Here is a 19488-nt window from a genome sequence, read left to right as displayed (position 1 = left end):
TTAGTCCCAACCAATTTCTAAATTTCTTTGCTGGCTCATCAACTGGGTTTATACGGCTTTCAACACTGGTTGTGATTAGCAGCTTTTTTAGCTAATTCAGTAATATATTCAAAGAATGCATCACGTTTTACATCATAAATGACATTTACTGGTCTTCCGTTAGCAGTTTCCACTGTACGTCCTTGGCTGGGTCCGTATGTATGAACGATACTAGTAATCGTTTTTGTTTTTGCAAGATCAGCTTTCCCAACAAACGCAGCAGTTAATACATCCCACAAATAGTAAGTAGAGTTCGTTGAGAAGTGAACGAGAGGGGGAACCATTGCATAGCATTGACCAAGGAAATCAACACCAATATACTTACGCTCTTTTGCCCACTGTTCACGTATGTCTATAGTTAGCGGAACCTGGTTTGTACTTTCTAGAGTTACTAAATCAATGATTATATTAGCATTCCAAACACGAGCTACTGCTTCGGGATCCCAAAATGAATTCCACTCGGCTGTTCCGTCATGTTCTGGCTCATGTACATTGCCTGCAGTACGAAATGTACCGCCCATCCAAACGAGACGTTCAATTTTATCTTCGATTATTGGAGATTCATATAGTGCACGAGCAAGGTCAGTCAGGGGCCCTGTAAATAATAAAGTTGTTTTTCCATCAGTTTGTAGAAGAGTCTCTATTATATGATGATGTGCAGGTTTTTTTGATGCAGGTGTAACAACTTTCCCAAACTCATTTAAAATTGGTAAAGCATCTACATAAAATGCATGCATCCGCCATTCTTTTGGAAATGGGTTTTTTCCACGAGAGTTGGACGCTGCTACCTCAATATTATTTTTGCCGAAGCGATCTATAATTTTACGACTGGCAGACATTGCTGGTTCTAAATAACAATCTGCAGGAATAACTGAAACACCTGTAAGTTCTATATTTTCCATCTGGAGTAGTAAAAATAGTGATATTAAATCATCTACACCACCATCATGATTGAAGTACACTTTTTTCATCATTTTAATCTCCATTCTTTAATATTTAACCAGGAATTAAATTTTAATTGATGAAAAATCATCAATAATTTCCACCACTTCAATTCTCCCATTAATCAGTAACTCAGGAAGTTCATTTCTAACGTTTCCTTTCCAATACTCTCTAGCTTGTTCCATTTTTTGAGCGAAAGGAATACCATCTTCTTTCGGTAAAAGAATTCCGTCACCTTCAAAAGAACTACCGATCACTCGTAGTTTAACAATCTGTAAAACATCTCGATTATAAGAATCAAATAAAGCTTTCCATTTCAAAGCATCTTCATAGCTTTTGGCAGCATATAAGCAAGACAACCTTGACGGGTATTCAGGAAATTCTTGCAGCCTAACCATTTCCACAATCGTTTCTCTAACTGCTCTAATTGTTTGATCTATATAATTCAGAACTACTTTAGCATTTTCATTATTTATATGTAATTCTTCATTGATATAATGCCTTTTTAAAATTTGAATGGAGTCTTCATCATTAGAATTTAATTGTTCTCTTTCAAAAAAGAAGTGATAGAGGGTATTAGTTTGATTTTTGTCAAAGTGAATGATTTGTCCAATACTCATTATTTTCCTTGTAACGATGTGATATGCGTAAAATTCTGCGTTATTCATGGTTATCCTCCTAGTAGTAATTATCATATAATTCAATATTAAATGTAATAATTCAACATCAAAATATATAAAACCTTTGTAAGTAAAAAGTTATAAAGTGGGAGGATTGGAGTGAAGAGTGGAAGAAATGCACGTAAACGCTTTAAAAATGTTCACAAAATGTTCACTTACGAAGGAGTTTCCAATATCGATATAATGACAAAGACTCAAAGAGAAGGGATGATGAAAATTGCCAACAACAAGAAAGGAAAACCTCCAATTTGGTATGATGATGTGCCTCGGGATGGTTATCGTTATGACGTTTTACAATTTATTAATGAATGGAGCAGGAGGGCCAATTCATATTAAGGAGATCGCATTAGAACTAATAATTGGATTTATTATTGCGCTATTAATTGAAATATGTATCGTAGGACCGTGTGCGAAAAAGATTGTATTTGCATTACCATTTGATAAATCAAAAAAAGTAAACATGATTATTGCGATGGCAACAACAATGGTAATCGGAATGGTATTCTTTATGTCATTTTACGGAATGGCTATGATGTATTTACATAATGGGTTACATGGTGACTCATTCGCTTCAATTTATTTCTCGATTTTCATTAAAAATTTCATTATGGCGTACCCACTTCAATTAATAATAATGGGACCTCTTGTACGTTTCTTATTTGGAAAGTTTGTTTTGAAGAATAAAGCTGTTAATGTAGCATAGTTTTAATTACTAAAATATTATATACGGATGAAGTGTTTTAAACACATCTCACATATTTTGAGATGTGTTTTTTCGTGTACATTACTAATTATTTTCATATTGATGTGACATTTGTCCTTTTGTCGTTGTAGTATTGTAGCTTTTAATTAAATCATAGATAGAAGATTAGGAGATGATTTTTTTGAAAGGTATTTTACTTTCAGTTTTTGGAGGAGTATTCATTACACTTCAAGGTACGTTTAATGCGAAACTTAGTTCAGATATCGGTATATGGTCGACGAGTATTATGACGCATTTAATTGGGTTTCTTATTGCAACAACTATATTTTTGTTAAAGAAAGAAGAGAAAGTAACGGATTTAAAGGGTGTAAAAAAAGTATATTTAGCAGCTGGCGCACTTGGTGGGTTGATTATTTGTGCGGAAACAATGGCGATATATTCAATGGGAGTTACATTAACAGCTGGAACACTTATGGTTGCTCAATTATTAACAGCTACTGTTATTGAAATGAAAGGATTATTTCATATAAAAAAGATACAAATGGAGAGATACCATATTGTGGGGACAATAGTAATGATTTTAGGTATTTTTGTGTTTAATATGTAAGGAAAGAAGGGACTGTAAGTGGATAATAAATCAGACTTAATTATTCAATATTTGAAAGCTTATAATATACTTGAAATTTTTTCAGGAATAAGTACTGACAATTTTCAAGTAAATCATTTTGAAAAAGGCAAGCTTATTTGCGATAAAGATGATGAAATTCATCGTTTATATTTTGTTATTAAAGGAAAAGTAAAAGTTTACACGATTACACCAGAAGGAAAGAAACTAATCCTTCGCTTTATCAATCCATTAGCAATTGTTGGTGATATTGAATTAATACAAAATAGCAAAGCACATAATGTTGTTGAAGCTTGTTCAGATGTTGTAGCAATCTCCATTTCTAATACAGTTATTAGAAATAAGTTATTACATGATCCTATATTTATGAAGTTCTTGCTTGAAAACATTGCGAACACGTTAAAAATATCGACTCGTTTTACAGCTCTAAATTTACTTTATCCGGTAGAAGTACGTGTAGCTAGTTATTTACTTTCGATTTCAACGGATAGTAATGGGAATATGTATAAAGAGGATTTAGATTCAACTTCTGTATCAAGTATTACAGATTTTATAGGTGTAAGTTATAGGCATGTAATTCGAGTTTTACAAAAATTTTATAGTGAAAAATTAATTGAAAAGAATAATGGAGTTATTGTAATTAAAGATTTTTCTAGAATGAAGGAAGTTGCTAAAGATAATATATATGAGTAATGAAAGGGAGAGAAGGGTTATGATTGGATTTAGTTTAGCTATATTAGCTGGAATATTAATTAGCTTACAATCTGTTTTTAATACGAAAGTGAATGAAATTGTAGGACAGTGGTTAACAACTGCATGTGTTCTTGGAATAGGTCTCATAAGTTCTGTTTTATTTCATATCATTACAGAGAAAAGTATAAGCGTGAACTTTTATACTGCAAATTATTTATTTTATATAAGTGGATTGTTTGGTATCGGATTAATTATTTGTATAATGGGTGCAATAAAGAGTTTAGGTCCAGCTTATACGGTGCTCATTAGCCTTATTACTCAATTAGTTGTTGCATTATGTGTTGATACATTTGGATTGTTTGGAATGGAGAGAGTACCTATACAAATAAATAAATTAATTGGTATAGGTCTATTAATTGTAGGGGTAGGAATTTTTAAAAATTTTTTTTCGAATAAGAAAGCTATTACTATAAATGAGGATAGGGCCTAAAGAATTTAAAGGAAAAAGGTGTTAATAATTAGAACATATACATTTAGGTGGTAGTAAATGAGCGATAAGGAGAGAAAATAAGTGATTCAGTACATGTTGGAAGATGGTGTACATTATATTATGAGTGCAGTGACATAACTAGGAGGTTTCCACTATGACAGCTTTATTTAAAGCTATGGAGTTCCAGCTGAAAACTGAACGACTTGATCTGAGTATGTGGGAGGAATCCGATTCAGTCTGGATGAGAAAATTAATTGGCGAACGTGGTGTGGATATGCCAACCCTTGACGCCGTTCGTAGCATGCTTATAGAGATGCGTAAGAGAGCAGGCGAAAATGGCATTTCCCTTCTCACTATTCGCCGACGAGACGAAGGTGATTTCATCGGATACTGTGGCTTGATTATCGGTCGTTCCACACTGGAAGAGCCGGAGATCGCATACGAGTTGTTCCGCAGTGCTCATGGCAAAGGCTATGCGACTGAGGCAGCATCTGTTGTGCTGGACGCTGCGATTGCTACGGGGCGCCACAGACTTTGGTCGACTGTAGGCGCTTGGAATGTTGCGTCCTTCCGGGTGTTAGAAAAGATAGGATTTAAGAGGCATCACAGTACGTGGGACGAGCGCGGTGAGATTGTTTGGAACGTACGCGACCTTTAGAAATCCCGGACCTAACTCGAAACTATTGAAAAGGAGAAGAGGTCATTAGTTTGGGCAAGAATCCAGATAAAGATAAAATAACTGATTTATAATTCAAATAGTGACAAACTATAACTGAAGCATGTCCTCGAAAGCGGAGTGTTGCCTTCGCACCGAGGCTATGCCCTCCCCCAAAAACCAATCGAACGTTTCAAGTTATATATCTTTATTATACTGATTAAACTAAATATTTATTGTTTACTTATTTCATTCATTATGTAAATAAAAAAGGATAGTTAGCCCTCATAATGGACTAACTATCCTATAGATTATTATATGAATTTAATAAAATCGAGGTCTTCTTTTATATATGATTAATATATAAGCTATAGATTTATCATTTTTCAAACCGTATATGAACGAACTTCAACATCTTTATTAAATTTACAATCCGCATCATAATTCGTGTACTTCCATCCCAATCTTTATTTGTAGGTATATATTTAAAGAAAGGGGAGCAGCTTAATATTTTTATGTTAGAAGACCACTTTTCTATTGTCTTTGGATTATTTACGTAAAAATACATCATAGCGCCGTTATTACCAGATTTTTTTACAGTAGCATTCGAAAGTGTCAGTGCGAACTTTGATTCGGCATCAAAATATAACTCGCCTCCAGGAAAACGTTTTGCCATAGCGACAAATATCTCCTTCAGTTCTTCTTCTTTAAAGTAATAAAACACACCTGCTGATATAAAAAGAATACCGTCTTTTGGATCATATTTTATATCGTTGAACCAAGAAGTGTCAAAAAATGATTTGGCAATGCTTATATTTCGTGGTGTATCTTCAATTAATGTTTTGCGGAAAGCGATCGCATCAGGCAAATCAAGGTTATACCACTGTATAGTACCGTTATCAATTCTTGAAAAAGTAGTGTCTAGTCCAGAACCGATATTTACTATAGTAGCATTCGGATGTTTTCTAATAAATTGTTTAATAGTATCATCTATTTTTCTTGCACGGGTAATGTAAGTGATACATCCATATTCGCCAAATGTATCTGCTATTTTAGAGAAATCAAAGTCGCATTCTTTAATAATCCGAATAGCTTCCGTATCATCTAAAATATCCTTGTTTTTCTCACTACCATATGCTCGTCCCCATAGTGGAATAAGCATAGTACCTTGAACTGATTGTAAATCTATTTCTTTAACCATGAAACGTCCTCCATTTAATAATAAAAAAATATCATATATATATGATTAGTCGTTATTTAGCATTTTTGATAGCATTTTATTTGTTTTATACAGTCCGTAAGTTAAATCACGTTGATCTTCTTCACTGAGTTTTTCAAGATTACTAGTGAAATTATTATAAATTTGTTTCCATCTTTCATAATGTACTTTTTCAGCTTTATCTGTTAAGGAAATTAAAACAGCTCGTTTATCTACTGTATCTTGTTTTTTTACAATGTATCCGTTTTGCTCTAAATTACGAACGGTTACACTTAATTGTTGTTTAGGTATGTTTAAATAACTAGCAATCATTTTTAAATTTACAGCGACTTTTTGCTGGGCAATATACTCAACTATGTGTTGCTCTAAATGTGTAAATTCAGTGGATTTCTCTGATAATAATTTGAAAGTACCTGACATATTTAATAATAAATTCATGTATTCGTTTATTAATTCTTTATTAGTCATTATTTTTCGTGTCCTTTATCAATTTAGTAATTATTTTATTACTATTTTTACTTAAAATCAAATAATAACATTGATATTAGTAATTGTTTATTTACTAATATCAATGTTATTTAAATCGTGAGAGATGCAGTAGAGGAAAAGTTAAAGTTTTTTATGAGCGGTGAGTAGAAAGATTATAAAATATTACTTTATACATAAAAAACTAATGAAGCCAATGTCTTTTTCAGTCATTATACTATTAATAATTTTATGGTAAAATCTTTTACATAATGAAATAAAGGGGTAGTATTCTATGGGTTATTTCTCAAATAGTTTATTAGTTTTGTTTGTTCTTATCGTATGTAGCTGTATGATTTTTGGTTGATAATATAATGATGGATTGATATAAAAGAAGGTATCTCACAAAGATGAGATACCTTCTTTTTCGTATAATTGTAATTTAGATTCAGTATTTGGTGATGGTTGAAATGTATATATTTTATACTCACCATTAGTTGATATATTAAACAAATATTAAATAGAGAAATATATATGGTACCAATCTTATTAAGTTCCTTATGTTTTTAAAGAGAAGGAGTTTCATTTTTTTTTATTGAAGTATTGTTCTAGTCAGTTTAACGACGGTCAAAAATTTTATGGAATAAAAACAAAAAGGATGATAAGGAGTATTTACATGAAAACTATTTTAAATTACACGATTGAACCCCCTAAAGATTTCAATGAATTATTAACTATGTATGAATCTTTAGGATGGAATTCTCTTGAATTATCGGTTAATGAGTTAGAGCAAATGTGTAAACAAAGTTGGTATGTGATATATGCTTTTAAAGAGCAACAATTAATTGGGATGGGACGAGTAATATCAGATGGTGTAATAACGGGCATTATTTGCGGTGTATGTGTAATGCCAGAGTATCAGTCCATGGGCGTTGGAAAGGAAATAGTGGAACGATTAATCCGGCACTGTGAACAAAAACGAGTTATTCCACAACTTATGTGTGTTGAAGATTTAAAATCTTACTATGAATCAATTGGATTTGAGGGATTTTCGATTGGTATGACGAAACATATTAAACGATAGCGGGGCTTTGTAATTTAGAATTACTTGTTTATCAGGCCAATTTTTAGATTTCAAAAATTTCGTTATAAAGGAGAATAATTTTATGGAGATTGCTAAAGGGGTAGAGATGCTACACATTGAATTTCAAGAATTTATTATTCACCCAATTCTTATATGGGATGATGAAATGGCAGTATTAATAGATACTGGATTCCCTGGACAAATTGAAGATATACAAGTAGAGATGGAGAGAGTTGGGGTATCGTTTGATAAGCTAAAAGTTGTCATTTTGACACATCAGGATATAGATCATATAGGTAGCCTTCCAGAGTTGTTGCAGAACTGTGGAAGTAATATTAAAGTTTATGCTCACGAGCTAGATAAGCCATATATTGAAGGGGATTTACCTTTATTGAAAGATGGAAATATAGAGAATCCACCAAAAGGAAAAGTGGATGATACTTTGGTTGAAGGCCAAGAACTTCCATATTGCGGTGGTATTCTTATTATTCATACCCCAGGGCACACTCCTGGTCATATTAGTTTATATTTGAGACAAAGTAAAACTCTTATCGCTGGGGATTCAATGTATAGCGTAAACGGAATTTTAGGGGGAATTCATGCCCCAACTACTTTGGATATAAAAGAAGCGCAAAATTCTTTGAAGAAGTATTTAAATCTAGAAATTGATTCTGTAGTTTGTTACCATGGTGGATTAAGTAAGGGGAATATAAATGCACAAATTCAAAAGCTGTAGATAAGAATCTTTTGTTAATCGGTGCTAAAGTATAATCTAATTGCTAGTATATAAATAAAACACTTCAATTAATAAAGAGCATGTTTGAAGGAATTTCAAACGTGCTCTTTATTAAATATAATCAATTTAATTTTGATGACTTAACCCATTCCAATAAAACGAAACGATTTGTTTTGCTAATTCATCTATATTTGCAAGAGTAGGATTGTGATTCTCATCTTTAAAATTCCCGATTGATAATAAAGCTACGAAAGCATGGGCAGCAAATTTAGGATCTCCTTTAGGTATTTCTCCAAGGGCCTCCGCATTATCGAGTGCTTTTTCCAATACTTCATACATGTTATCCTCGGCATTTTTTAATTCCTTCAATTGTTCTTCAGATAAAGAAAGTTTTGCATCTTTCATAAAATTATTCATATCAATATCCATCGTTGCGTGTAAGTATACTGTAGCAAAGTTCAATAATCTTTCTTCCAAAGTTTTATTCGTAGAGAGTATTTGATCCATATTTTCTCTTATGCGCACCATCATTTGAATCATAGTAGCGGTAAATAGATCAGCTTTTGTTGAATAGTAATAGTAGACAGTTGCTTTTGTAACTCCACATTCTTTCGCGACCTCATCCATTGAAACAACTTGATAATTTTGAGTGAGAAATAACCTAGTTGCAACTTCTAAAATGATTTCTTTTGTAGACTTTGTATTTTTATTTTGACGAGGCCTTCCGAGAGGACGTTGTTTTTGATCCAAATACATTCGCTCCTGACATTTATTATTGAGATAATTATAACATAATTTTTTAATCATTCTTGATTAATTAACCAACCAGTATATATAATTAATATTGGAGGAAAAAAGGAAGGTGGGGTTTTATGAAAAAGCACCCGTTACATATGTTAGGGAGGCTTGTAGCAGGGAAGAATACGCAATGGATAACTTTATCGGTATGGATTCTTATTACATTAGTACTTTCATTTACGTTACCACAAGTAAACAGTACGAAAGAACCGAATCCGAAAAATTTACCTGAAACAGCTATGTCACAGCAAGCTGAAGCACTTATGAAAAAAGAATTTCCTAATAATGCAGGAAACCCGTTGTTAGTTGTATGGCATCGGGATGGTGGATTAGAGTCAAAAGACTACAAATTAATACAGGACGTTTATAAAGAGTTAAAAACGGACCCTTTAAAAGAACAATCATTGTTACCACCATTTGATACAATTCCAGAGCAAGTATTATCAAAAAGTGCATCAAAAGATGGTACATCATTTGTCACACCAATATTTTTTAATAAATCTGCTGGAACGGATATATTAAAAGGTAATTTAGAAGAGTTACGAAAAATAGTGAATAGTAAAGTGGATGAAGATCCGTTCAAACAAAAAATTACCGACTCTGGTTTACATGTTCGATTATCTGGACCTGTAGGTATTCAAACGGATGCGGTAAGTTTATTTAGTCAAGCTGATGTGAAATTATTAGTTGCTACTGTACTACTAGTATTGGTTTTATTAATTTTACTGTACCGTTCACCAATTTTAGCAATTTTACCTTTACTCGTTGTTGGTTTTGCATACGGAATTATCAGTCCGACACTGGGCTTTTTAGCAGACAATGGATGGATTAAAGTAGATGCACAGGCTATATCGATTATGACTGTCTTACTGTTTGGAGCAGGAACGGACTATTGTTTATTTCTTATTTCAAGATATAAAGAGTACTTGCTAGAAGAAGAAAGTAAGTATAAAGCATTGCAACTTGCGATAAAAGCATCAGGTGGAGCAATTATAATGAGTGCACTTACTGTAGTATTAGGGTTAGGAACGTTATTACTTGCTCATTATGGAGCTTTTCATCGATTCGCAGTTCCATTTAGTGTGGCTGTTTTCATTATGGGAATCGCTGCTTTAACGATTCTTCCAGCATTATTATTAATTTTCGGTAGAGTTGCATTTTTCCCGTTCATACCGAGAACAGCTGAAATGAATGAAGAGTTTGCAAGAAAGAAAAAGAAAGTAGTAAAAGTAAAAAATACTAAAGGGTTCTTTAGTAAAAAACTTGGGGATATTGTTGTACGTAAACCGTGGACAATTATTATGCTAACCGTATTTTTATTAGGAGGCTTGGCTTCATTTGTACCGCGTATTCAATACACGTACGACTTATTAGAATCATTCCCGAAAGATATGCCATCACGCGAAGGATTTACATTAATTACGGATCATTTTTCAGCTGGAGAATTAGCGCCAGTAAAGATTGTAGTTGATTCAAACGGAAAAGATTTACCTATTAAACAAGAAATAGAGAAATTATCTTTTGTTAATAAAGTGAAAGAGCCAATGAAGGGAAAAGAAAATAATCAATTGCAAATGTATGAAGTTTCTTTAGTGGAAAACCCTTACTCAATTGAAGCATTAGATCAAATCCCTAAATTGAAAAATAGTGTAGAAAAGGTATTAAAAGATGAAGGAATTAGTAAAGCTGAGAATCATTTATGGATTGGCGGAGAAACAGCTTCCTTATATGATACAAAGCAAATTACTGAACGGGATGAAGCGGTTATTATTCCGGTTATGATTAGTATCATCGCTTTACTTTTACTCGTGTATTTACGTTCAATCGTTGCGATGATTTACTTAATTGTAACTGTCGTTTTATCTTTCTTCTCTGCATTAGGAGCAGGCTGGATTTTACTGCATTTCAGTATGGGAGCTCCCGCGATACAAGGTGCGATACCGTTATATGCATTCGTATTTTTAGTTGCTTTAGGAGAGGATTATAATATCTTTATGGTTTCTGAAATATGGAAGAATAAAAAGAAACAAAATCATTTAGAATCAGTTAAAAATGGTGTTATACAAACAGGTAGTGTAATTACATCCGCAGGTTTAATTTTAGCAGGAACATTTGCAGTATTAGGTACATTGCCAATTCAAGTTTTAGTTCAATTCGGTATTGTGACAGCAATCGGTGTATTGCTAGATACATTTATTGTAAGACCACTGCTTGTACCTGCGATTACAGTCGTTTTAGGACGCTTCGCTTTTTGGCCAGGGAAACTTTCTAAAAAGAGAGAAGAAGTAAAAAAATTGGATATATAATAGAGAAGAGCCAAGGATATTTTCCTTGGCTCTTTTCTATGTAGTTCATTAATTTTTTGAAGTCAAATCATCAGTTACAACGTGATCAGCATCTTCAATGGTTGTTTCGGGCATTCCATATAAGCCGTTCATTGCTTGTTCTTCGATATTAAGATTTGCAGTATTATTATTTTGAATAGATGTAGTGTTTTCGATAACATTTTCTTTTTTATTTACATTTTTGTCATTCATGTTTGAATCCTCCAAACGTCATTTGATTTATTAATAGTATGTGGATGGATTTCCAGAAATATGTGAACGAATTTCTGCAGATGTTATATAGTTAAATAAAAAGCTTAGTATTAAATTTAAACTGTAAGGAGTGAACAAGTGTGGTGAAAACAAGAAAGTTAGCCTTCTAAAATAAAAATAAAATTTTAGGAGGCTATTAAAATGAAGTTTCATGTAATTGACAGAGAAAATTGGAATAGAGAGTAGTATTTTGAACATTATTTAAAATTAAAGTGTTCGTTTAGTATGACAGCGAATGTTGATATTACGATGATGCTAGAGGAAATACATCAAAAGGAAATTAAATTTTATCCGACTTTTATTTATGTAATTTCTAGAGTGATAAATAAACATACAGAATTTCGAACATGTTTTAATGATGAAGGAGTTTTAGGATATTGGGAGGAAATGATACCTAGTTATACAATCTTTCATAAAGATGATAAATCTTTTTCAAGTATATGGACGGATTATTCTAGCGATTTCCACATTTTCTATAAAAACTATGAAGAGGATATGAGATGTTATGCTAATGTTCATGGTTTCTTCACGAAAGAAAATATTCCGCCAAATTTTTTTTCAATTTCTGGTATACCTTGGACTAGTTTTACAGGATTTAATTTAAATATTAATAATGATGGTGATTCTTTATTACCAATTATTACTTGTGGGAAATATTTCAATGATGGAAGCAGGGTTATGCTACCTGTTTCATTGCAAGTACATCATGCGGTTTGTGATGGATATCATGCGAGTCGATTTATAGAGGATTTACAGGAGCTAGCTAATACTTGTAACGAGTGGCTTAAGTAATATCTAAGTATTAATTATATAAAATTGAAAATGAATAAGCGTTAAAATAAAAAGAAGAGAACATATGTATATTACATGTTCTCTTCTTTTTATTCATTCATATTAAGTAACAGTGGAAAATATAGGTTGATTTGTAGTTTAATAGTAAAGAGAGTGATTAATTTTAAAATTCTTTATTTTATAATTATTTAAGGGTTCAAATGTTTTAATAGGGGGAAGGTAAAGTGAAACTCATACGTATTGAAAAAGATGAAATCCTAATTAATAATATGGCAAAATTGTATTGTAAAGCATTTGAGAAAACAAATTTTACTGAAATGATTGAGAGAATGAAAAGACATATAGAATATGCAGATTTTAAAGGTATAGTAGCAATAAATGATGAAAATGAGGTAGTTGGTTTTACTTATGGTTATCGCTCATTAGAAGGGCAGTACTATAATCAATTAATGAGAGAAGCGTTAAATCTAGAACAAGCAGACGAATGGTTACAAGATTGTTTTGAATTTGTAGAGTTAGCAGTTCACCCACAATATCGAAATGAAGGTCTTGGAATGAAATTACATAATGAATTATTAGAAGGGATTTCAAATAGAACGAGTATTTTAACAACACAAATAAACAATGAAAAAGCGCGTTCTTTATATAAAAGATTGGATTGGGTGGATGTATTAGAGCCATTTCACCCAAGTAAAAGTGATGCCCCATATGTAATAATGGGAAAAATATTAAAGACAAAAGTAAATTAATAACTATATCGTTCACAAAAGTTATCGGTTTATAACAATGAAGGGGAAAACAAAAATGACAATAATATCTATAGAAAAAGCTACAATTTTAGATGCTGAAAAGTTAACAGAAATAATGAAAAGAACATTTGATGAAGAAGCAAAGCGATGGTTATACGGCCAAGGTGATGTAATTGATTATAACATTCAACCGCCAGGATATTCTTCAGTTGAAATGATGAAATATTCAATTGAAGAATTGGATACTTACAAAGTGATAATGGATGAAAAAGTAATCGGGGGAATTATAGTTACGATCTCTGGTAAATCGTACGGAAGAATCGATCGTATTTTTGTAGAGCCTTTTCTTCAAGGAAAAGGAATTGGATCGCGGGTTATTAAGTTAATAGAAGAAAAATTTCCGAACATAAGGATTTGGGATCTTGAAACATCTAGTAGACAAATTAATAATCATCATTTTTATAAAAAAATGGGCTATGAAATAATTTTTAAATCTGAAGATGAGTATTGCTATGTAAAAAGAAAAAATGTAGATGCAGTTGGAGAGAACCTAATTAAAAATAAAGATATGAAAAATGGTCAATACGAAAACTGTAATTTGGTTAATACAGAATATTATCAAGTAAATTTAAAAAATAGTGCATTTGTTGGTAGTAATATAATGCATATGAATATGAGTAATTGTAATATAAGTCAATCAACCTTTAGAAATATTAATTTTAGAAATTCCTCATATGCAGATTTAAATATTTCTGGCAGTAAATTTAATTTTGTGACTTTAGGTGGAGTTCAATTTAGAGATACAAGCCTTGGAGAGGATAAAGATCCTATTTCATTTGATAGATGTGATTTGGAAAGTACTACAATACGTAGTAGTAATCTGAAAAATATTGAAATAGAAAATTGTGATATTACCGGTATGAAAATAAATGGTATTTCAGTAGAAGAACTGCTTGAGTTGTATAATAGGGTGAAAAATTAAATAAAAAATCACTTAGTATCTTCTAAGTGATTTTTTCATTTTGAACGAGAGGGAATATAAGAGATGATGTTCAAAAAGCGAATATTATATCGAAATAATTATATAAAAATAACACAAAGAAATAAGGGTTGGCAGGATTTTAATATGGGATATTAGAATATGAATATTTGAATGGAGGGGAGAAAGATGGAGATTAACGTTAGAGCAGTAGAAATACAAGATGCTAGAGCAATTCATCGTATATGCATTCAAGAGGATGTTTTACCATATATGGTTTTCCTACCTAGTATGCGTGTAGATGCAATGGAGAATAGAATTCGAAATTTAGCACAGAATCAATTTGAATTTGTAGCAGAATATGATGGAGAAGTTGTTGGATTTGTCGGTTTAACCCAAAGTCCAGGACGAAGATCTCACTCGGGTGATTTATTCATCGGAGTAGATAGTGAATATCACAATAAGGGAATTGGAAAAGCACTTCTTACAAAAATGCTTGATTTAGCTGATAATTGGCTAATGTTAGAGCGAGTGGAGCTTGGTGTATTAGAAACGAATCCTAGAGCCAAAGTATTATATGAAAAATTTGGATTTGAAGAAGAAGGTGTAAAGGTTGGGAATTTGAAGGCTCATGGGAAATTTGTTAACGAAATCATGATGAGTCGTTTTAGACCAAATGGTTTGATTGTACATAATAAATAGAGGTGTAAATTGAACGAAAATATCGATTTGTTTTGAAAAAAGTATGGCAAAAGGACGCCATGCTTTTTTAGTTTGTTAAAAATAAAGAGCAATTTTTATTTAACGAATGTTTTAACGGATGAAGCATTAGGAATCATCTTGATCTGGAAAGCATATGACTTAATAGAATCTATTTCTATGTGCAAGGGGAATGCATATGTGGAAATTTCAAAAACCTTGAAAAAACCATCGCATAAGTATATTTAAATTTTATTTATTTTCATACATAGCATAATTGCGCATTCAAGGAACAAGGAGTGATTGTAATGTCGACAGACCAACCTATTCCTGGACATTTTATTATGGACCCACAGCGGGCTATGCTGTTGCCACCGGAATTGAAAGCAGCTCCACCTGAATCATTAACAGAACAATTATTTATTGAACGATCTATAACTGAAAATAGATTTTGGTTACGTATTATGAAAGAGCATGCTTTGTTTCTTGGTGAGGGATTTAACCGTAACGATAAAAATTTAATTCAGCAGGTAGAACAATTTTATAATCAGTTTGATAGGCAGCTGCAAAAAGCATTTACTATTCCGCAAACTGTTCAAGCAGTTAGGCAATTAAATGAAGAAAGCATTCAGTTAGTGTATGCTTTTCGTAATTATAAAAGAAATTTACTAATTTTAATCATCAATTGTAAAGTGAAAGGGTTTAATTTCCCACTTTTAGTGGATCATGTTGCACGAGAAGCAGAATATTTTATGCGGACACTTCAAAAGTTTAACGAAGGGAAAATGGATCCTATTCAAGATGCGATTATTAGTGAGAATGTTTTCTGGCTGCGTATTATGATGGAACACTCACGTTTTATTGGATCATTATTGGATCAATCGGAAAGAAATCTTGTTCATACAGCGTTGAAATTCGGTGATGATTTCGAAATTCTGCTTAACCAAGCTAGAGATGTTGAATCAATGTTATATCAAAAAGAACCGACATATCCAATTATAGGCAAAATGAATAAAGATAGTGAAAACGCCACTGTTGAGTTAAGGAATTTCAAAAAAGCAGGATTAGAGTTAATTCAAACATGCCAAATTCGAAGTGTTATTAATCCATTGCTTGCTGATCATGTTACAAGAGAGGCAGAGCATTTCCTCTTCATGATTCATGTATTGGAGCAAAGGCTAAAGCAAAAGCAGGTGGAACAATCCCCACAATAATAAATAAACAAGAAAAGCATGGCAAACTAATGCCATGCTTTTCTTGTTTATCCCGCTATTTGTGGGCAGTAAAACTCCCACCTCAAAATTCGGCTGGAGCAAAGAAGTTAGGTGGGAGATCAACTGCCCGTAAACGCCAGATTGGTGAAGGCTAATAATCAGCGGGGGATGAACAAAAACCCTACTGATTAAAGTTTCACTTTATAAATTGTGATTTGATTGTTTCGGTTGTAATAAAAATGATGCTAATCCAATGAAAATAAGTAGAATTCCTAGTCCTTGCTGTAAAGAAATTGTTTCATCTAAAATGAAGTAGGCTAAAATACAAGTTCCAATTGTTTCTCCTAAAATACTCATCGAGATAACAGTAGCGCTCATCCATTTTAATAACCAATTGAAAATTGTTTGTCCTAAAATCGTTGCAATGAATGCCAGACCTATAAAGGACCACCATGTTTGTGCAGTGTAATTGAAGAAAGGTGACTGCTGTGTGTAAGCAAATATACCGAGAAAGAGTGAACTACTGCTATAACTAATTACCGAGTACGGTATTAGGGATAGGTCTTTACGAACATGTTGACTAATGAAAAAGTAAGCTGTTATGACGCCAGCAGCAATAAAAGCTAAAATATCGCCGTATAAAGCTTCTCCACTAATTTGAAAATCTTGCCACCCAATCACGATACTTCCTGAAATTGCAATAAGGCAGCCTATAATTGCACCTTTCGTAAACCGTTCCTTAAATAAAAAATAACCACCGACCATTGAAAATAAAGGTTGCAACGTTACGATAACTGTAGAACTTGCTATGGAAGTATACTGTAATGATTCAAACCATAGTACATAATGAGCTGCTAGAAATAATCCAGATAAGAGTCCAAATCCCCATTGCTTTTTTGATAATGAGCGAAGTTCGCTTCGATTGTTTGTATTAAATATTAGAAACGGTAAAAGAATTACCGTAGCAAACAATAATCGATAAAAAGCAGTGATTGCTGCAGAGGCATCGGCTATTTTTACGAAGATAGCTGAAGTAGATAAGGCGAACACGCCAAAAAATAAGATGAAATATGAAAGAATAGGTGATTTCAAAGTTTGTCCCTCCGATTGGTTGTTTATTATAATGAACTGTATATAATATAATGTACAAAAGTTAGTATATAAGCCTAAGATGAAATAAGGAAGGATTAATTGCCACTGTTTAGTATGTCAGCACAAAAGGGACAAAAGATGTATTATGATGGACGAAAGGAAGTTGTAACAATGATTCATTATCGGCTAGGTCAAACTGTTTTAAGTTATCGTAAGAAAAATAATATGACAATTCGTGAATTTGCTGATTATGCAGGAATCAGTACTTCACTTATTAGTCAAATTGAAAGAGGACATGCCAATCCTTCTTTAAATGTATTGGAATTAATAGCGAAAGCATTAAATGTACCGCTGTTTACTCTTTTTATTAATGATATTGATACAGACTCACTTATTTCTAAGAAGAAAGATCGGAAAAAAGTATATCGAGAAAATAATGATCATATTGTTTATGATGTGTTAACACCAGATTTTATGAAAGCTCGCATTGAAATGTTAATGATGGATTTAAACGGATATGCAAATACAACAGAAAGTCACTATTCCCACGAAGATAAGGAAGAAATTGCAGTTGTAATGAAAGGGGAAGTGTATGTGGAATTGGAAGGGAATGAATATTTTTTAGAAGAAGGAGATGTTGTGCGTATTCCACCGAACGTGAAACATAGATTTTTGAATAAGAGTGATGAAATGAATCACATCTTATTTGTATTAACACCTTCGTTAAGCTAAGGAAGTAGCTTAAGGATACATACTAAGTGGTAACATAATAGAAAGTATCAATTACATAAAGATTCGCGTGTATAATAAAACAACTATCTATAAATACATACACATTTGATTTTCACTTTGTATGTTTAAGAAGATGAGAGATTTGACAAAAAAATAAGATAGTTCCATGACTATCAAACCAAATAATTCAGATAAACAAAGAGTGAAAATTTTTAAGGCTTTGGCAGGAGTAAAACGAGAGATTGTTCGTTATTTATTTCATAATCAAAACAAACACAATTGTGGAAGATTGAGACTGCATTAGGGATGAATAAGTATCATCTCAAAATATTATTAGAAGCAAATTTAATTCTGGTTGAGCGACAGGGGCAATTTTAATTTATAACTGTAAAGGAGGAAACTTTTCAAGAGTTTTCACCTGGCTTTTTGCCGACTTTGTAGATGCTAAAAAACCATTTTTATTAGGGTTTAGAGGGGATAAGAGAGATGGAAAATATAAGTGTATTAAAAGATGGGCTTTCAATTATATCTCAATGTAAAAAAGAAACAAATGATATTTGGCATGCACATTTCGGAGCAGCTGCCATTGCTAGTTATTTTTTTACGAAAAACAATAACATTGATGAAAAAACTGCCTGTAACATTTATTCTCAAGCGAAAATGATGCTCCATAAGCAAAGGTTAGGCGAAACAATTGATAATAAACAAGGTGTCGATTATCAAAGTGCTGAAGAAACGATAATTAAATCTTTGGAACAAACGATTGATGAACTCCATTGGGTTGGTCATAATGTAATTTACGCTTCTTTAAGTTTACTAGCCATTAAGGAGTTAAGTCATTGGGGGAGTGAGCAAGATATTAATAATATAGCAAACCTTATATTATCGTTTCAAAAAACAATTCCCGGTAGATCTTGGATTGGTTTTACAACTAAAGAAGTAAAGCAACTCATTATAAATAATGAGGAGATTCAAAGCGAAATTAAAAACCCGAAGCAATTATCTGGATTTATTTTAAATGAATTATCTGAATTCAATGTTATATATAAGGCAGAATCACATCACGATTTAATTGGTCATATGCTTACCTTCTCACATGCGATTAATATATTATATGACTTAGGGCATATAGAATTATTTCAACGAGGAATAAAACCACTATTAAAGCTAGTTTATGTACTTAGAAAAAGTCGCAATTTAATGCCGAATGCCCAAATAATATTGAATTCTACTGTAGATCGTTTACCTCTTACAAAAGCAAAACAAGTTGATACACTTCCGCTAGATAATGCATTCTGGCTTAAAGACTACAGCGAATTTAATTGGGATTTTGGACACATATTTAAATTTTCATATAGTTATTTTGATCACTTAACAAGGGTTCCAGAATATAAAGATAAAACATTTGAGAAATTCTGTTGTATTATTAATGAGTAAAAGTGTCTAACTTTAAATTAATAGTAAATGGTACACATTCATAAACTAACATATTTATAAAAAATGGT

The 19488-nt window shown here is 32.2% G+C and carries 22 protein-coding genes and 1 pseudogene; 16 read left to right on the top strand and 7 right to left on the bottom strand.

Annotated elements, in window-relative coordinates:
• Positions 1-59: 59 nt before the first annotated feature.
• Together B5P40_RS16700 and B5P40_RS16695 are read right to left on the bottom strand one after the other, a co-directional pair.
• Positions 60-1013 carry a nucleoside hydrolase gene (locus B5P40_RS16700; protein WP_088032936.1) on the bottom strand — a complete coding sequence of 318 codons (954 nt, stop codon included), beginning with the start codon at positions 1011-1013 and terminating at the stop codon, positions 60-62.
• A gap of 33 nt (positions 1014-1046) precedes the next feature.
• Positions 1047-1649, bottom strand: a complete 603-nt coding sequence (locus B5P40_RS16695) for a DUF2441 domain-containing protein (RefSeq protein WP_113709489.1) — start codon at positions 1647-1649, stop codon at positions 1047-1049.
• A gap of 111 nt (positions 1650-1760) precedes the next feature.
• Here B5P40_RS16695 and B5P40_RS33510 point away from each other — a divergent pair, with 111 nt between their 5' ends.
• From B5P40_RS33510 to B5P40_RS16670, 6 genes are all read left to right on the top strand, one after another.
• Positions 1761-1997 carry a hypothetical protein gene (locus B5P40_RS33510; protein ID WP_232301881.1) on the top strand — a complete coding sequence of 79 codons (237 nt, stop codon included), beginning with the start codon at positions 1761-1763 and terminating at the stop codon, positions 1995-1997.
• On the top strand, positions 1915-2364 hold the full coding sequence (locus B5P40_RS16690; protein WP_229180808.1) for a DUF2798 domain-containing protein: 450 nt from the start codon (positions 1915-1917) through the stop codon (positions 2362-2364). The genes B5P40_RS33510 and B5P40_RS16690 overlap by 83 nt, the downstream gene beginning before the upstream one ends.
• Before the next feature lie 181 nt (positions 2365-2545).
• Positions 2546-2971, top strand: coding sequence for a DMT family transporter (locus B5P40_RS16685; protein WP_002127319.1), 426 nt, complete (start codon positions 2546-2548; stop codon positions 2969-2971).
• A gap of 18 nt (positions 2972-2989) precedes the next feature.
• Positions 2990-3682, top strand: coding sequence for a Crp/Fnr family transcriptional regulator (locus B5P40_RS16680; protein WP_002127320.1), 693 nt, complete (start codon positions 2990-2992; stop codon positions 3680-3682).
• A 19-nt stretch (positions 3683-3701) separates the two neighbouring features.
• Positions 3702-4172 (top strand): DMT family transporter, encoded by a 471-nt coding sequence (locus B5P40_RS16675; RefSeq protein WP_002127321.1) that lies wholly within the window; start codon positions 3702-3704, stop codon positions 4170-4172.
• Positions 4173-4326: 154 nt separating this feature from the next.
• Complete coding sequence (locus tag B5P40_RS16670; RefSeq protein ID WP_002012819.1) at positions 4327-4830, top strand: GNAT family N-acetyltransferase; 504 nt, start codon at positions 4327-4329, stop codon at positions 4828-4830.
• A 376-nt stretch (positions 4831-5206) separates the two neighbouring features.
• Here B5P40_RS16670 and B5P40_RS16665 read toward each other — a convergent pair whose 3' ends face one another.
• Complete coding sequence (locus tag B5P40_RS16665) at positions 5207-6028, bottom strand: class I SAM-dependent methyltransferase (protein WP_078176172.1); 822 nt, start codon at positions 6026-6028, stop codon at positions 5207-5209.
• A gap of 45 nt (positions 6029-6073) precedes the next feature.
• Positions 6074-6514: a MarR family winged helix-turn-helix transcriptional regulator gene (locus B5P40_RS16660; RefSeq protein WP_002127325.1), complete on the bottom strand. Its 441-nt coding sequence runs from the start codon at positions 6512-6514 to the stop codon at positions 6074-6076.
• A 673-nt stretch (positions 6515-7187) separates the two neighbouring features.
• Here B5P40_RS16660 and B5P40_RS16655 point away from each other — a divergent pair.
• Positions 7188-7595 carry a GNAT family N-acetyltransferase gene (locus B5P40_RS16655; protein ID WP_002127326.1) on the top strand — a complete coding sequence of 136 codons (408 nt, stop codon included), beginning with the start codon at positions 7188-7190 and terminating at the stop codon, positions 7593-7595.
• An 82-nt stretch (positions 7596-7677) separates the two neighbouring features.
• The gene (locus B5P40_RS16650) at positions 7678-8331 is read left to right on the top strand and encodes an MBL fold metallo-hydrolase (protein WP_078176173.1); all 654 of its coding nucleotides are present in this window, start codon (positions 7678-7680) and stop codon (positions 8329-8331) included.
• A 126-nt stretch (positions 8332-8457) separates the two neighbouring features.
• Here the strand turns inward: B5P40_RS16650 and B5P40_RS16645 are convergent, their stop codons facing one another.
• Positions 8458-9081 carry a TetR/AcrR family transcriptional regulator gene (locus B5P40_RS16645; RefSeq protein ID WP_078176174.1) on the bottom strand — a complete coding sequence of 208 codons (624 nt, stop codon included), beginning with the start codon at positions 9079-9081 and terminating at the stop codon, positions 8458-8460.
• Between the two features lie 122 nt (positions 9082-9203).
• Between B5P40_RS16645 and B5P40_RS16640 the strand changes: the two genes are divergently transcribed.
• Positions 9204-11435: an MMPL family transporter gene (locus B5P40_RS16640; protein WP_113709488.1), complete on the top strand. Its 2232-nt coding sequence runs from the start codon at positions 9204-9206 to the stop codon at positions 11433-11435.
• Between the two features lie 48 nt (positions 11436-11483).
• Here the strand turns inward: B5P40_RS16640 and B5P40_RS16635 are convergent, their stop codons facing one another.
• A complete protein-coding gene (locus B5P40_RS16635; RefSeq protein WP_002012828.1) occupies positions 11484-11666 on the bottom strand; it encodes a DUF4021 domain-containing protein in 183 nt (60 codons plus the stop codon).
• Between the two features lie 201 nt (positions 11667-11867).
• Here B5P40_RS16635 and catA point away from each other — a divergent pair.
• From catA to B5P40_RS16605, 5 genes and pseudogenes are all read left to right on the top strand, one after another.
• A pseudogene (gene catA, locus B5P40_RS16630) lies at positions 11868-12518 on the top strand (type A chloramphenicol O-acetyltransferase).
• Between the two features lie 224 nt (positions 12519-12742).
• Positions 12743-13267, top strand: a complete 525-nt coding sequence (locus B5P40_RS16625) for a GNAT family N-acetyltransferase (protein WP_113709487.1) — start codon at positions 12743-12745, stop codon at positions 13265-13267.
• Positions 13268-13304: 37 nt separating this feature from the next.
• Entirely contained in the window at positions 13305-14249 is a 945-nt protein-coding gene (locus B5P40_RS16620; RefSeq protein WP_003189157.1) for a GNAT family N-acetyltransferase, read from the top strand.
• A 186-nt stretch (positions 14250-14435) separates the two neighbouring features.
• A complete protein-coding gene (locus B5P40_RS16615) occupies positions 14436-14948 on the top strand; it encodes a GNAT family N-acetyltransferase (protein WP_113709486.1) in 513 nt (170 codons plus the stop codon).
• 305 nt (positions 14949-15253) lie between these two features.
• Complete coding sequence (locus B5P40_RS16605; RefSeq protein ID WP_002109881.1) at positions 15254-16159, top strand: DUF2935 domain-containing protein; 906 nt, start codon at positions 15254-15256, stop codon at positions 16157-16159.
• A gap of 201 nt (positions 16160-16360) precedes the next feature.
• On the opposite strand, the gene B5P40_RS16600 is transcribed toward B5P40_RS16605, so the two are convergent.
• Positions 16361-17251 carry a DMT family transporter gene (locus B5P40_RS16600; RefSeq protein ID WP_113709485.1) on the bottom strand — a complete coding sequence of 297 codons (891 nt, stop codon included), beginning with the start codon at positions 17249-17251 and terminating at the stop codon, positions 16361-16363.
• Between the two features lie 114 nt (positions 17252-17365).
• Here B5P40_RS16600 and B5P40_RS16595 point away from each other — a divergent pair, with 114 nt between their 5' ends.
• Together B5P40_RS16595 and B5P40_RS16585 are read left to right on the top strand one after the other, a co-directional pair.
• Complete coding sequence (locus tag B5P40_RS16595; RefSeq protein WP_002031957.1) at positions 17366-17983, top strand: helix-turn-helix domain-containing protein; 618 nt, start codon at positions 17366-17368, stop codon at positions 17981-17983.
• Positions 17984-18469: 486 nt separating this feature from the next.
• Positions 18470-19420, top strand: a complete 951-nt coding sequence (locus B5P40_RS16585) for a hypothetical protein (protein ID WP_113709484.1) — start codon at positions 18470-18472, stop codon at positions 19418-19420.
• Positions 19421-19488: the final 68 nt, after the last annotated feature.

This window comes from Bacillus sp. SRB_8 (assembly GCF_003264205.1).
Lineage (GTDB): Bacteria > Bacillota > Bacilli > Bacillales > Bacillaceae_G > Bacillus_A > Bacillus_A mycoides.
Note: the sequence above shows the minus strand (reverse complement) of the source record. Positions and strands in the feature narration are given on the sequence as shown.

Excerpts from the sequence above, each read along its gene's own strand:
- B5P40_RS16605 (WP_002109881.1), top strand. The coding sequence starts at position 15,254 with ATGTCGACAGACCAACCTATTCCTGGACATTTTATTATGGACCCACAG.
- B5P40_RS16695 (WP_113709489.1), bottom strand. The coding sequence starts at position 1,649 with ATGAATAACGCAGAATTTTACGCATATCACATCGTTACAAGGAAAATA.
- B5P40_RS16635 (WP_002012828.1), bottom strand. The coding sequence starts at position 11,666 with ATGAATGACAAAAATGTAAATAAAAAAGAAAATGTTATCGAAAACACT.
- B5P40_RS16675 (WP_002127321.1), top strand. The coding sequence starts at position 3,702 with ATGATTGGATTTAGTTTAGCTATATTAGCTGGAATATTAATTAGCTTA.
- B5P40_RS16670 (WP_002012819.1), top strand. The coding sequence starts at position 4,327 with ATGACAGCTTTATTTAAAGCTATGGAGTTCCAGCTGAAAACTGAACGA.
- B5P40_RS16650 (WP_078176173.1), top strand. The coding sequence starts at position 7,678 with ATGGAGATTGCTAAAGGGGTAGAGATGCTACACATTGAATTTCAAGAA.
- B5P40_RS16690 (WP_229180808.1), top strand. The coding sequence starts at position 1,915 with ATGATGATGTGCCTCGGGATGGTTATCGTTATGACGTTTTACAATTTA.
- B5P40_RS16620 (WP_003189157.1), top strand. The coding sequence starts at position 13,305 with ATGAAGGGGAAAACAAAAATGACAATAATATCTATAGAAAAAGCTACA.
- B5P40_RS16655 (WP_002127326.1), top strand. The coding sequence starts at position 7,188 with ATGAAAACTATTTTAAATTACACGATTGAACCCCCTAAAGATTTCAAT.
- B5P40_RS16585 (WP_113709484.1), top strand. The coding sequence starts at position 18,470 with ATGGAAAATATAAGTGTATTAAAAGATGGGCTTTCAATTATATCTCAA.
- B5P40_RS16615 (WP_113709486.1), top strand. The coding sequence starts at position 14,436 with ATGGAGATTAACGTTAGAGCAGTAGAAATACAAGATGCTAGAGCAATT.
- B5P40_RS16700 (WP_088032936.1), bottom strand. The coding sequence starts at position 1,013 with ATGATGAAAAAAGTGTACTTCAATCATGATGGTGGTGTAGATGATTTA.
- B5P40_RS16640 (WP_113709488.1), top strand. The coding sequence starts at position 9,204 with ATGAAAAAGCACCCGTTACATATGTTAGGGAGGCTTGTAGCAGGGAAG.
- B5P40_RS16660 (WP_002127325.1), bottom strand. The coding sequence starts at position 6,514 with ATGACTAATAAAGAATTAATAAACGAATACATGAATTTATTATTAAAT.
- B5P40_RS16595 (WP_002031957.1), top strand. The coding sequence starts at position 17,366 with ATGTCAGCACAAAAGGGACAAAAGATGTATTATGATGGACGAAAGGAA.
- B5P40_RS16665 (WP_078176172.1), bottom strand. The coding sequence starts at position 6,028 with ATGGTTAAAGAAATAGATTTACAATCAGTTCAAGGTACTATGCTTATT.